A 12,563-nucleotide genomic window follows, 5' to 3' on the forward strand; every position below is an offset into this window, starting at 1 on the left:
TCAAGGCGCTGCGCCGGGTCAGCTTGTGCCCCTGGCGCATCGGCGCCATCACCGCCGCCGCCCTCGTCCTGCTCCACCACATGCACGACCGCACTACGTGATCAACCGGCCGGCGGACCCGCTACTGGGAAAGGCTCAGTGCGCGGCCGCTGTGCCGCGCACTCCCCCTCCGGCGGGTGCAGGTGCTCAGTAGGTGAACCGGGCCACCGAGGTGCGCAGGTCGGCGGCCATCCGGGACAGCTCGTCGACGGCGGTGCGGGTCTGGGTCAGCGCCTGGGTGGTCGACTCCGCGGCGGTGGAGACCCCGGTGATGTTGTCGGCGATCTGCCCCGACCCCGACGCCGCCTCGGTGACCGACCGCGACATCTCGTTGGTCGTGGCCGTCTGCTCCTCCACCGCGGAGGCGATCGTCGTCTGCCGGTCGCTGATCTGCGCCACGATCTGGCTGATCTCCCCGATCGCGGCCACCGCCGCCCCGGTGTCACCCTGGATCGCCTGCACCCGCCGGGCGATGTCCTCGGTGGCCTTCGCCGTCTCCTGGGCCAGCTCCTTGACCTCGTTGGCCACCACCGCGAAGCCCTTGCCCGCCTCGCCGGCGCGGGCGGCCTCGATGGTGGCGTTGAGGGCCAGCAGGTTGGTCTGCTCGGCGATGCTCGTGATGACCTTGACGACGTTGCCGATCTCCGCGCTGGACTCCCCCAGCTTGGCCACCGTCGCCGTCGTCGTCTCCGCCGCCGACACCGCCCGCGCCGCCACCTCGCTGGCCTCGGCCGCGTTCGAGGCGATCTCGCGGATCGAGGCGCCCATCTGCTCGGCCCCCGCGGCCACCGTCTGCACGTTGCGGGAGACCTCCTCCGCGGCCCCGGCCACCACACCGGACTGCGCGCTGGTCTCCTCCGCCGACGCCGAGATCTGCGCAGAGGACGCCGACAGCTCCTCCGACGACGCCGCCACCGCGTCCGCCGAGGCGACCACGCCCGACAGCACCTCGCGCAGCGCGGCCTGGGCGGTGTCCAGGGACGCGGCCATCCGGCCGACCTCGTCACGGGACCGGACCCGGGTGGCGACGGTCAGGTCGCCGGTGGCCAGGGCCTCCAGGGCGGTCGTCACCCGCCGGACCGGCCGGGTGATCGACCGCGCGACGAGCCAGCTGACCCCCAGGACGACCACCAGCGCCGTCGCGGCGATCAGGACGCTCACCGTCTCCGACCGGTCGATCGCCGCGGACAGCCGAGCCTCGGCGTCCTCGGTCGCGGCCGCGACGGCGTCCTTGGCCTCCCCCACCGCCCCGTCGGTGAGGTCGTTGGCCAGCTGGATGTCCTCCCAGCGCAGCCGCGCGCCGGCCTGGTCGGCGACCGCCCCGTCGACGTAGGCCGTGATGGCCGCCGTGTAGTCGCCGAAGCTCGTCTGCAGCGCCGCCACCGCCGCGGCCGGCTCACCGGTCAGGTCCAGCGCGCCGAGCTCGGCCAGCAGCAGCTCCGGGGTCTCGATGTCCTCGGCGAGCTCCGCGAGCTGGTCGGCCGGCACCTCGCGCACGGCCGCCTTGTAGCCGTCGACCTTCAGCTCGCTGGCCCGGGTGTCGATCTGCAGCACCAGTTCCTGCGCGTCGACGAGGACCTCCAGCTCGGCGTCGACCTCCCGGACGGTGGAGTTGCCGACGAGGACCGAGCCGAGCAGGCCGCCGAGGGCGAGCACGACGACGGCGACGAGGATCCCGAACTTGACCGCGAGCGGCCGGTCGGCGAACCAGCCGGCGCGCGACGCCGGGGGAGGGGGAGGAAGAGCGGCAGGGGAGGGCACGGGAACTCCTGGGGTGCGGGGGAGGGGTGTGACGCAGCACCCAGGGTGGAGCCATTCCACGATCGGCACACGCGCCACGGCGCGCCGTTCCCGGATCGTTCTGAAAAATGGTCGTCAGTGCATTCCCGCCGTTCCCATGTCGACAGCGGAGGACCATTCTCAGGTCAGCCGGTCGGCCAGTTCTCCCAGCAGGACCACGACGTCCTCGGTGCCCGCGACCCGGTGCGCCGCGACCGTCTCGCCCTCGCCGACCTTGACGGTGAGGTCCCCGGCGGGCAGGACGCGGAACGCGTCCTCGTCGGTGCGGTCGTCGCCGAGGTACATCGCCACGGCGGCACCGAGCTCGTCCCGGAGGCGGAGGAGCGCACGGCCCTTGTCGGCGTCGGTGACCGCGAGCTCGAGCACCTCCTTGCCCGGCTTCTTCGTCAGTGACGGATCGGCGACGCGCTCGGCCTCCAGGAGGAGCTCCGCGGCCGCGGTGCGGTCCGGGACCTCCCGGACGTGCACCGCGACGCTCGCCGGCTTCACCTCCAGCCGGGCGCCGGGCACGGCGTCGACCAGCGGGGCCAGCCGGTCGGCGAGGGCGTCCCGGCGATCGGCCAGCTCGCCGGTGAGCGGGCCGTCGTACTCCGCGCCGTGGCTGCCGACCCAGCGGTAGGGGCCGCTGAAGCCGCTGACGGCCCGGAGGTCGTCGACCCCGCGGCCGCTGACCAGCGCGACCGTGACGCCGTCGGCGGCGGCGACCCGGGCGAGCACCTCCGCGACGCCGGGGGAGGGGACGGCCGCGCCAGGGTCCCCGACCAGGGGGGCGAGCACCCCGTCGTAGTCGCTGGCGACCAGCAGCGGGCGGCGGCCCGCGAGCTCCTCGAGGGCGGTGGCCAGGCCTGGGGGGACGGCGCTCACGCCTGGGCCTTCAGCGCCTCGAAGAAGGAGCTGGCCCAGTGGTCGAGGTCGTTGCGGACCAGGTGCCGGCGCATGGCCCGCATCCGCTTGGCACCCTCGGCGGGGTCGAGCCGCAGCGCCCGCACCAGCTGGTTCTTGACCCCGGCGATGTCGTGCGGGTTGACCAGGAAGGCCTGCTTGAGCTCGGCGGCCGCGCCGGCGAACTCGGAGAGCACCAGGGCCCCGCCGAGGTCGCCGCGGGCCGCGACGTACTCCTTGGCGACCAGGTTCATGCCGTCCCGGTAGGGGGTCACGAGCATGACGTCGGCGGCCCGGTAGAGCGCGGCCAGCTCCTCGCGGGGCACGGACTGGTTGATGTAGTGGACCGCGGGCCCGCCCAGCGTGCCGAAGACCCCGTTGATGTGCCCGACCTGCTGCTCGATGGTCTCGCGCATGGTGACGTAGTGCTCGACCCGCTCCCGGCTCGGCGTGGCCACCTGCACCATCACCGTCTCGGGCGCGGACAGCACGCCGTCCTCGAGGAGTTCCTGCAGGGCGCTGAGCCGGACGGCGATGCCCTTGGTGTAGTCGAGCCGGTCGACGCCCAGGATGATCTTCTCCGGGTTGCCGAGCTCCGCGCGGATCTCCTCGGCACGCTTGACCACCTCGCGGGAGGCGGCCAGCTGGTCGAAGGCGGCGACGTCGATGGAGATCGGGAACGCCCGGGCGGTCACCGTCCGGCCGTCGTACTCGATCGTGGAGCCGCGAGCCGGCAGGTCGTGCAGCCGGCGGGCCAGCTGGACGAAGTTCGCCGCCGCGCTGGGCCGCTGGAACCCGACCAGGTCGGCGCCGAGCAGCCCCTCGACCACCGCCGAGCGCCAGGGCAGCTGGGTGAACAGCTCGTAGGGCGGGAACGGGATGTGGAGGAAGAAGCCGATCGTCAGGTCCGGCCGGCGCTGGCGCAGGAGGGCCGGGACCAGCTGCAGCTGGTAGTCGTGCACCCAGACGATGGCACCCTCGGCGGCGACCTCGACGACCTTGTCGGCGAAGCGCTTGTTGACCTGGACGTAGGTGTCCCACCACGTGCGGTGGTACTCCGGCTTCTCCACGACGTCGTGGTAGAGCGGCCACAGCGAGGCGTTGGACATGCCCTCGTAGTAGCGGTCGACCTCGTCCTCGGAGAGCGGCACCGGGATGAGCGACATGCCACCGGACTCGAACGGCTCCGGGGCCTCGCCGGCCGATCCCGACCAGCCCACCCACGCGCCGCCGCGGCCGGCGACGAACGGCTCCAGCGCCGTGACCAGCCCACCCGGGCTGCGCTGCCACCGGACGGTGCCGTCCGGCTCGGTCACCGCGTCGACGGGCAGCCGGTTGGCGACCACGACGACGGGGCTGTCCGCGTGCTCGTCTCGTGCCGATTCCCCAGCCATACCGTCCCCGACCCTACTGAGGGCGGCGGCGTCCGCCACCGGGAGCCCTCAGCCCGGGGCCAGCAGGTACCCCACCGCGGCCGCTCCGAGGCCCAGGACGACCGTGGCGACCGCGTACGCGAGCGCCCGCGCGAGCGCCCGGGCCTCGGCCAGCCGGACGACGTCGGCGCCGAAGGTGGAGAAGGTGGTCAGCGCGCCGCACAGGCCGGTGCCGACGAGGGCCAGCACCCAGGCCGGGGCCGCCGCCGTCCCCAGCAGGACCCCGAGGGCCCCGCTGCCGGCCACGTTGACCGCCAGCGTCCCCCGGGCGGGGTCACCGCCCCCGCGCCCCGCCCACCGGGTGACCAGCAGCCGCAGGGGCGCCCCGACCAGCGCGCCGGCCGCCACGAGGAGGGCGGTCACCGGGCCTGCACCCGTCGCACCGCGCGCGCCCCGGCGACCACGGCCAGCACGCCGCCGGCGACGGAGACCAGCACGTAGCCGGCCACGACCCCCCAGGCGCCGGCCCCGGCGCGGCCGACCACCTCTCCGGCGAAGGCCGAGTAGGTGGTCCAGCCCCCGAGCACGCCGACCGCGAGCAGCGGGCGCGCCCACGCCGGCTCCCGCTCGAGGCCGGCCAGCGCGGCCAGCAGCGCCCCGAGCAGGAGGCAGCCGGTGGTGTTCACCAGGAGCGTGGCCCACGGCCAGCCGGTGGGGGAGGGGGGCAGCGCCGTCCCCACCCACCACCGGCCCAGCGAGCCCAGCGCGCCGCCCAGCGCGGCCAGCAGGTATGCCACCGGTGCACCCTCCAGGCATAGGAAGCTCTTCCCACGTCCAGGAGCGCGGGACGGGGGGAAAGCTTCCTACGCCGCCGGGGTGCGGGTGCCGTGCGGGGGTCAGGACCCGGAGGCCGGGGTCCGGTTGCCGCGGCGGCGCAGGAACGGCTCGACCTCGGCCAGCTCCTCCTCGCTCGCCCGGCGGAACGGGGGAGCGGCCGGCGCCTCGACGGCCCGGCGGCCCTGCCCGCGGGTGGCCCGCAGGCTCAGCCACACCGACGTCCCGATGATCGCCGCGATGACCGCCAGGCTGACCGTGGTGGGGATGTAGAAGAGGTCGACCTTGAGCACCATCTTGACGCCGACCCAGATCAGCACCAGGGCGAGGCCGGTCTTGAGGTAGACGAAGCGGTGGACGAGGTCGGCGAGCAGGAAGTACATGGCCCGCAGCCCCAGGATGGCGAACGCGTTGGCGGTGAACACGAGGAACGGCTCGTCGGTCACGGCGAAGATCGCCGGGATCGAGTCGACGGCGAAGATGACGTCGGTGACCTCGACCAGGACCAGCACCGCCAGCAGGGGGGTGGCCACCAGGACGCCGGCGCGGCGGACGAGGAAGCGCTGCCCGTGGTAGGCGTCGGTCATCGGCACGTACCGGCGGAACAGCCGCAGCGCGCGCGACCGGGCCGGGTCGATGTGCTCGTCGCGCTGGCGGAGCATCCGGTACCCGGTCCACAGCAGGAACGCGGCGAACAGGTAGAGGACCCAGCCGAAGTTCGCGATCAGCGCCGCGCCGCCGGCGATGAACAGGCCCCGCAGCACCAGCGCGCCCAGCACGCCGTAGAAGAGGACCCGGTGCTGGTACTCCCGGGGTACCGCGAAGTACGTGAAGATGATCGCCCAGACGAAGACGTTGTCGACGGCCAGGGACTTCTCGATCAGGTAGCCGGCGTAGTACTGCTGGCCGAACTCGGCCCCGTGGGCCCACCAGACCCACGCGCCGAAGCCGACGCCGATGGCGACCCAGACCGCCGACCAGGCGGCCGCCTCGCGCACGCCGATGACGTGCGCGCGGCGGTGGGCGAACAGGTCGAGGGCCAGCATGCCCAGGATCACGGCGAGCACGGCGAGCCAGAGCCAGAACGGCACGTCCACGGGGTCCTCCAGTCGGCAACCACCAACCGGAGGTCTCTCCCGGCCCGTCGCGGGCCCGCCGGCGCCGGGTCCCGACCGCGGGACCGTCCTGACGACGCAGGCGACGGGGGATACTCCCCTCCTCGCGAACCAGTGAAGCAGACTTCGCTAGTCCGCGCCAGCGGAGTGCCCGGTGCGAGGAAACCTCGCACCCGGGACTCCGCCGAGCGAGCCCGTCAGCGCTGACGGGTCTCCGGGAAGAGCAGGTCGACGAAGCGCTCGACGGTCGGCTGCGGCTCGTGGTTGGCCAGCCCCGGCCGCTCGTTGGCCTCGATGAACACGTGCTCGGGGCCCTCGACGTCGGGCACCAGGAAGTCCAGCCCGGTCACCGGGATGCCGATCGCCCGGCTGGCCCGGACCGCCGCTGCGGCGATGTCGGGGTGCAGCCGGTCGGTGACGTCCTCGATGGTGCCGCCGGTGTGCAGGTTCGCCGTCCGCCGCACGCGGATGCGCTCGCCGGACGGCGGGACGTCGTCCATCCCGTACCCGGACTCCGACACCACCTCGGCGGTGGTGTCGTCCAGCGGGATCCGGGACTCCCCACCGGTCGCCCGCTCCCGCCGCCGGCTGGTGGCCCGGACCAGGTCGGTGACGGGGCTGCGCCCGTCGCCGACCACCTCGGCCGGGCGGCGGACCGCGGCCGCCACCACCTCGTGGTCGATGACGACCACCCGGAGGTCGTCGCCCTCGACCAGCTCCTCGACCAGGACGTCGGGGCAGAACTGCTGGGCGAAGGTCACCGCCCGCTCCAGTGCCGGCTCCTCGTGGACGCCGACGGTGATGCCGCGGCCCTGCTCGCCCCGGGCGGGCTTGACGACCACCTCGCCGCAGTCGGCCAGCAGGTGGAGGGCGTCGGCCAGGTCGCCGTCCCCGGCGCGGACCCCCCGCGGCACCCGGACGCCGGCCTGCTCCATGATCCGCCGGGTCACCCGCTTGTCGTCGCAGCGGCTCATCGCGACGGCGGTGGTGAACTCCGACAGCGACTCCCGGGTGAGCACCGTCCGCCCGCCGAGGGAGAGCCGCAGCTCGCCCCACTCCGGGTCGGTGACCTCCACCCGCACCCCCCGCCGCAGCGCCTCCTCGGCGATGATCCGGGCGTAGGGGTTGACGTCCTCGAGCCCGGGCGGGCGGCGGCTGAACAGCGGGGTGTTGATCGGGTTCTTGCGCTTGACGCAGACCGCGGGGGTGCGGTGGAACCCGAGCTTGCGGTAGAGCGCGATCGCCCCGGTGTTGTCGTGCATGACCGAGAGGTCGAGGTAGGACCGGCCGCGGCCCACGTAGCGCTCGGCGAGGACCCGGACCAGTGCCTCGCCGGTGCCCGGCGGGGCGTCCTGCGCGTGCACCGCCAGGCACCACAGGCTGGCGCCGCCCTCGGGGTCGTCGAAGGCGAGCACGTGGTCGACGCCGGTGACCGTGCCGACCACCCGGCCGGTGCGCCGGTCCACGGCGACCAGGTAGGTGAACGTCCGCGTGCGGTGGTTGGCCCACATGGTCTCCGGGTCGCCGACCACCATGTTGTTGCGCGCGTAGATCTCGTTGATCTGCTCCATCTCCGCCAGCGAGGTGACGGTCCGGACGAACACCCCGCGGATCAGGTCGTGCCGCGGTCGGTAGCGGTACAGGTCGAGCCGGTAGGTGTAGCTCGGGTCGATGAACAGCTCGTCCGGCGCCAGGCCCACCAGCACGTGCGGGTCGCGCGGGTAGATGCAGATGTCGCGCCGGCCGGTCTCCTCGGCGCGCAGGGCCAGCACGATCCCGCGCAGGTCGGAGAACGTCTGGCCGAACACCAGCCGGCCCCAGCCCAGGTCGAGGACGACGTCGGCGTCCATGCCCCGGCGCTGGTGGTCGGAGGGTTCCTGCCAGGAACGGTTGGTGAGCGAAGGGGGATCGGTCGCCGCGGTGCGGCGGCGGTGCCCGGCGAGCCGGGGCGTCATCGCGCCGGCCCCCTCAGACCCCGTGGTTCTGCAGCCAGAGCTCCAGCAGGCCCAGTTGCCAGAGCTTGTTGCCGCGCAGGGGGGTGAGCTCGCCGTTGGGGTCGGCCAGCAGGTCCTGCACGTACTCCGGCCGGAACAGGCCGCGCGCGCGGGCGGCGTCGCTGGAGAGGGCGTCGCGGACCAGGTCGAGGACCTTGCCCTCCAGGTGTGTGATCGCCGGCACCGGGAAGTAGCCCTTCGGTCGGTCGATCACCTCCGGCGGGATGACCCGCCGGCCGATGGCCTTGAGCACGCCCTTCCCGCCGTCGGCCAGCTTGAGCTCCGGCGGGCAGAGGGCGGCCAGCTCGACCAGGTCGTGGTCGAGGAACGGCACGCGCGCCTCCAGGCCCCAGGCCATGGACATGTTGTCGACCCGCTTGACCGGGTCGTCGACCAGCATGACCTCGCTGTCCACGCGCAGGGCGGCGTCCACCGCGGTCTGGGCGCCGGGCGCGGACATGTGCTCGTGGACGAACGCCAGGCTGGGGTCCGCGGCGAGGGCGTAGCGGTCGCCGACCACCTGGCGCATCTGCGCGTGGTCGCGGTCGAAGAACGCCTGGGCGTAGCGCGCCACCGCCTCCTCGCGGCCCACCTCGGCCAGCGGCGGGTACCAGTGGTAGCCGGCGAAGACCTCGTCGGCGCCCTGCCCGGACTGCACGACCCGGATGCTCTGGCTGACCCGCTCGGAGAGCAGGTCGAAGGCGACCACGTCGTGGCTGACCATCGGCTCGGCCATCGCGCCGATGGCGTGCCCGAGCGCGGCGGCGAGCTCGTCGGAGGCGACCCGGATCCGGTGGTGGTCGGTCGCGAAGCGCTCGGCGATCACGTCGGAGTAGCGGAACTCGTCACCCTCCCGGCCCGCCACGGCGTCGAAGCCGATGGAGTAGGTGGCCAGCCCGGTCTGCCCCTCCTCGGCCAGCAGCCCGACGATCAGGCTGGAGTCCAGCCCGCCGGAGAGGAGCACGCCGACCGGGATGTCGGCGACCAGGCGCCGGCGGACGGCGACCCGCAGCGCCTCCTCGATGGCGTCCTCCCAGTCGCGGGCCGTCCAGGAGGCGTGCTCGGGCCGCCGCTCGTAGGTGGCCTGCCAGTAGCGGTGCTCGCGGGTGGTGCCGTCGGGCTCGACGACCCGCACGGTCGCCGGGGGCAGCTTGCGGACGCCGTTGACGATCGTCCGGGGCGCGGGGACGACGGCGTGCCAGCTCAGGTAGTGGTGCAGCGCGACCGCGTCGACGGAGGTGTCGACGTCCCCGGCCCGCAGCAGCGCCGGCAGGGAGGAGGCGAACCGCAGCCGGCCGCGGGTCTCGGCCAGGTACAGCGGCTTGATGCCCAGCCGGTCCCGCGCCAGCACCACCCGGCCGGTGTCGCGCTCGTGGATCACGAAGGCGAACATCCCGTGCAGGTGGCTGACGACGTCGGTGCCCCAGTGGTGGTAGCCCTTGAGGATCACCTCGGTGTCGCTGGTGGAGAAGAACCGGTAGCCGTGGCCCTCGAGCTCGGCGCGCAGTTCCTTGTAGTCGTAGATGCAGCCGTTGAAGACGGCGGTCAGCCCGAGCTCGTTGTCCACCATCGGCTGGCTGCCGGTCTGCGAGAGGTCGATGACCGACAGGCGCCGGTGGCCGAACGCCACCCGCCCGTTGCTCCAGGACCCCTGGCCGTCCGGCCCGCGGGGGACGAGGGCGTCGACCATCCGCGCCACCGCGGTGGTGTCGGCCATGGAGCCGTCGAACCGGATCTCACCGGAGAGGCCGCACATGCATCATGATCTAACCCCTGCCGGCCCGGCGCCGCGATGCGGGGGAGGGGTGTGCGGGCCGGTCGTGGCGCGGGTCATGCGGTCCGGCCACCGGCGTTCCACGTGGAACGAGCCGGTCGATCAGCCGTAGTAGAGGGCGACGGGCCGGCCGTCGATCTCGCGGACGTCGACGGGTGTGCCGTACACGGCCTCCAGCACCTCGGGACGCATGACCTCGCGGGACGGGGCGTCCGCCACGACGCGCCCGTCGCGCATCGCGACGATCCGGTCGGACCAGGTCGCCGCGACGTTGATGTCGTGCAGCACGACCACGATGCGCTTGCCGAGCTCGTCGGCCATCCGCCGGACCAGCCGCATGATCTCCGTCATGTGCCGCAGGTCGAGGTTGTTGAGCGGCTCGTCGAGCAGGACGTACCGGGTGTCCTGGGCGAGCACCATCGCGATGAAGGCGCGCTGGCGCTGACCGCCGGAGAGCTCGTCGAGGAACCGGTGCCGGTAGGCGTCGAGGTCGAGGTAGGCGATCGCGCGGTCGATGTGCCCGCGGTCGGCCACCGTGAGCCGCCCCCGGGAGTGCGGGAAGCGGCCGAACTCCACGAGGTCGTGGACGGTCAGGCGCGCCGCGACGTGGTTGTCCTGGCGGAGGACGGCGAGGACCGTGGCGAGCCGCTTCGACGAGGCGGCCGCGACGTCCGTGCCGTCCACCGTGACGCGACCGGCGTCGGGCCGGACGAGGCGGCCCACGAGGCCGAACAGCGTCGACTTGCCCGCGCCGTTCGGGCCGATGAGCGCGGTGACGCCCTCCCCGCCGAAGGCGATCGAGACGTCGTCGACCACCGCCTGGTCGCCGTAGCGGCCGGGCGGCGGTGCGCATGGAACTCCGATCGGTGAGGCTTGGCTTACTTGGGTGAGCCTCCCCTTGCACGTCGGGCACCGCGGGAACAGCGGCAGTCACCGTTTCGTGACGCGGCCTGGTTCACACGGCGATGGGGGAGCGACCGCCTGCGGCGGTGCGGCCAGCACCGCGGTGACGTGCGCGCGGGCACCGGGGACGACCCAGCGGGCGAAGGCGTCCCACAGCTCCCGCACGGCCGGGCCGGGCCAGCCCTCGGGCCGCAGGGCGGAGGGGAGCATCGGGTCGGACTGCCCGATGCGGCGGGCGTCGGCCAGCGTGCGCAGGTGCGTGGTGAGCGCCTCCGGCCCGACCGGCGGCGGCCCTTCCACCAGGCGTACGAGCCGGTCGGCGAGGGCGGTGTAGGCGGCTGCCACCCCCTCGAGGTCCCAGCAGCGGGTGGCCAGCGCTCGATCGGAGGCGCCGAGCTCCCCGGCCACCCGGGCGGTGAGCAGGTCGAGGCGGCTCAGCGGCTCCTGGGCCAGCTCGGCCCGCACCTCCTGGAGCGCGGCCCGGTGCGGCGAGAGCCAGGTCGCCGGGGCGAGCGGGCCGAACCCGTGCCGGGTCAGCGCCCGGCGGACCCGCTCGCGCGCCGCGCGATCGGTCTCCGGCACGGCGTAGATGACCACCCGCCACTGGCCGTCCCACGGACCCAGCCGCTCCTCGAGCCGCGCCCAGCGCCTGCGGACGCCGGCGCGCAACTCGTCGGTGGCGGCGTAGCGGGTCTCCCGGCCGTGCCGGGAGGCGGTGAGCAACCCCGACCGGCGCAGCGCCGCGGTCGTCATGCGCGTCGTCGGCTCGGCCACGCCGAAGTCGGCCAGCAGGGAGACCAGCGTGCGGAGGCGGACCGGCCCGTCGGCCACCACGTCGACGTGCTCGGCGAAGAGGTCCACGACGAGTTCGCGGACGGTCATCGCAGCCTCCCCGGACGGCGCCCGCGGCGCAGCCGCAGCGGTCGGCGCCCCGGATCGCGGGTCGGTGCCCGGGACGTCCCCCCGGAGCGGGAGGATGGCAGCCGTGCCGTCCACCGCCGACACCGGGTACCGCCGGTGAGCCCGGTCCTGGTCGGGACGACGACCGTCGTGGCGGTGCTGGTGGCCCTCGCCGGCCTGGCCTCGACCCTGGCGCGCCGGCGGATCGGCCTGCTGCACCTCTGGGGGACGGCGCTGCTGGAGCTCCTGCTGCTGGTCCAGGCCGTGCTGGCGGTCGTCCTGCTGGTGCGCGGCGAGCGGCCCGCGGAGACCGCGACGTTCCTGGGTTACCTGGGCGGGATCGTGCTCCTGCCGGTCGCCGGTGCGCTGTGGGCGCGCACCGAGACCAGCCGCTGGGCCGGCACCGTGCTCGCGGTGGCCGCCGCCGCGGTCGCGGTCATGATCTGGCGGCTGCTGCAGCTCTGGGAGGCGACCGGTGGCTGAACCCACGCAGGGGGGACCGGGCCGGGGGAGGCGGTCGGTGCGGGGGAGGCCGGCATCGGCCGGCCCGGTCGAGGGCGGGCCGGGCCGGGTGCTCGTCGCCGTCTACGCCGTGTTCGCCCTCGCCGCCGGCGCGCGCGCCACCGTGCAGCTCGCCACCCGGTTCGCGGAGGCCCCGCTGGCCTACGTGCTGTCGGCGCTGGCCGCGGCGGTGTACGTGGTGGCGGCGGTGGCGCTGGCCCGGGACGGCCGGGGCGGGCGGCGGACCGCCTGGGTGGCGTGCTCGGTCGAGCTCGCCGGCGTCCTCGTCGTCGGCACGCTGTCGGTGGTCGACCCGGCGGCGTTCCCGGACGAGACGGTGTGGTCGGACTTCGGCCGGGGCTACCTGTACATCCCGCTGGTGCTTCCGGTGCTGGGCCTGCTGTGGCTGCGGCGGCGCAGCCGGGAGGCGCGCACGGCCTGACCGCCG

The 12,563-nt window shown here is 74.3% G+C and carries 12 protein-coding genes and 1 pseudogene; 3 read left to right on the plus strand and 10 right to left on the minus strand.

Annotation, left to right across the window (positions count from 1 at the left end):
- Positions 1 to 101: pseudogene (locus tag D0Z06_RS12740) on the plus strand (IS5/IS1182 family transposase); the annotation flags it as partial.
- A gap of 85 nt (positions 102 to 186) precedes the next feature.
- On the opposite strand, the gene D0Z06_RS12745 reads toward D0Z06_RS12740, so the two are convergent.
- The 10 genes from D0Z06_RS12745 to D0Z06_RS12790 form a co-directional block, all read right to left on the minus strand.
- Positions 187 to 1,800: a methyl-accepting chemotaxis protein gene (locus D0Z06_RS12745; protein WP_117377824.1), complete on the minus strand. Its 1,614-nt coding sequence runs from the start codon at positions 1,798 to 1,800 to the stop codon at positions 187 to 189.
- Between the two features lie 159 nt (positions 1,801 to 1,959).
- Positions 1,960 to 2,703, minus strand: a complete 744-nt coding sequence (gene otsB / locus D0Z06_RS12750; protein ID WP_117377825.1) for a trehalose-phosphatase — start codon at positions 2,701 to 2,703, stop codon at positions 1,960 to 1,962.
- On the minus strand, positions 2,700 to 4,115 hold the full coding sequence (locus tag D0Z06_RS12755) for an alpha,alpha-trehalose-phosphate synthase (UDP-forming) (RefSeq protein WP_117377826.1): 1,416 nt from the start codon (positions 4,113 to 4,115) through the stop codon (positions 2,700 to 2,702). The genes otsB and D0Z06_RS12755 overlap by 4 nt, the downstream gene beginning before the upstream one ends.
- Positions 4,116 to 4,163: 48 nt before the next feature.
- The gene (locus tag D0Z06_RS12760; protein WP_117377827.1) at positions 4,164 to 4,517 is read right to left on the minus strand and encodes a fluoride efflux transporter FluC; all 354 of its coding nucleotides are present in this window, start codon (positions 4,515 to 4,517) and stop codon (positions 4,164 to 4,166) included.
- The gene (locus tag D0Z06_RS12765; RefSeq protein ID WP_117377828.1) at positions 4,514 to 4,891 is read right to left on the minus strand and encodes a fluoride efflux transporter FluC; all 378 of its coding nucleotides are present in this window, start codon (positions 4,889 to 4,891) and stop codon (positions 4,514 to 4,516) included. Before D0Z06_RS12765 ends, D0Z06_RS12760 begins: the two co-directional genes overlap by 4 nt.
- A gap of 99 nt (positions 4,892 to 4,990) precedes the next feature.
- Positions 4,991 to 6,019: a TerC family protein gene (locus D0Z06_RS12770; RefSeq protein ID WP_233517645.1), complete on the minus strand. Its 1,029-nt coding sequence runs from the start codon at positions 6,017 to 6,019 to the stop codon at positions 4,991 to 4,993.
- Between the two features lie 221 nt (positions 6,020 to 6,240).
- The gene (gene ngg / locus D0Z06_RS12775; RefSeq protein ID WP_117377830.1) at positions 6,241 to 7,998 is read right to left on the minus strand and encodes an N-acetylglutaminylglutamine synthetase; all 1,758 of its coding nucleotides are present in this window, start codon (positions 7,996 to 7,998) and stop codon (positions 6,241 to 6,243) included.
- Positions 7,999 to 8,011: 13 nt separating this feature from the next.
- On the minus strand, positions 8,012 to 9,793 hold the full coding sequence (locus tag D0Z06_RS12780; RefSeq protein ID WP_117377831.1) for an N-acetylglutaminylglutamine amidotransferase: 1,782 nt from the start codon (positions 9,791 to 9,793) through the stop codon (positions 8,012 to 8,014).
- A 120-nt stretch (positions 9,794 to 9,913) separates the two neighbouring features.
- Entirely contained in the window at positions 9,914 to 10,627 is a 714-nt protein-coding gene (locus tag D0Z06_RS12785; protein ID WP_199522288.1) for an iron ABC transporter ATP-binding protein, read from the minus strand.
- A gap of 114 nt (positions 10,628 to 10,741) precedes the next feature.
- A complete protein-coding gene (locus D0Z06_RS12790; protein ID WP_117377833.1) occupies positions 10,742 to 11,596 on the minus strand; it encodes a PaaX family transcriptional regulator C-terminal domain-containing protein in 855 nt (284 codons plus the stop codon).
- A gap of 135 nt (positions 11,597 to 11,731) precedes the next feature.
- Here D0Z06_RS12790 and D0Z06_RS12795 point away from each other — a divergent pair, with 135 nt between their 5' ends.
- Both D0Z06_RS12795 and D0Z06_RS12800 read left to right on the plus strand, forming a co-directional pair.
- A complete protein-coding gene (locus D0Z06_RS12795) occupies positions 11,732 to 12,097 on the plus strand; it encodes a hypothetical protein (RefSeq protein WP_117377834.1) in 366 nt (121 codons plus the stop codon).
- Positions 12,098 to 12,134: 37 nt separating this feature from the next.
- On the plus strand, positions 12,135 to 12,557 hold the full coding sequence (locus D0Z06_RS12800) for a hypothetical protein (RefSeq protein WP_117377835.1): 423 nt from the start codon (positions 12,135 to 12,137) through the stop codon (positions 12,555 to 12,557).
- The last annotated feature ends 6 nt before the right edge of the window (positions 12,558 to 12,563 follow it).

This window comes from Geodermatophilus marinus, from assembly GCF_003428645.1.
Taxonomy (GTDB): Bacteria; Actinomycetota; Actinomycetes; order Mycobacteriales; family Geodermatophilaceae; genus Geodermatophilus.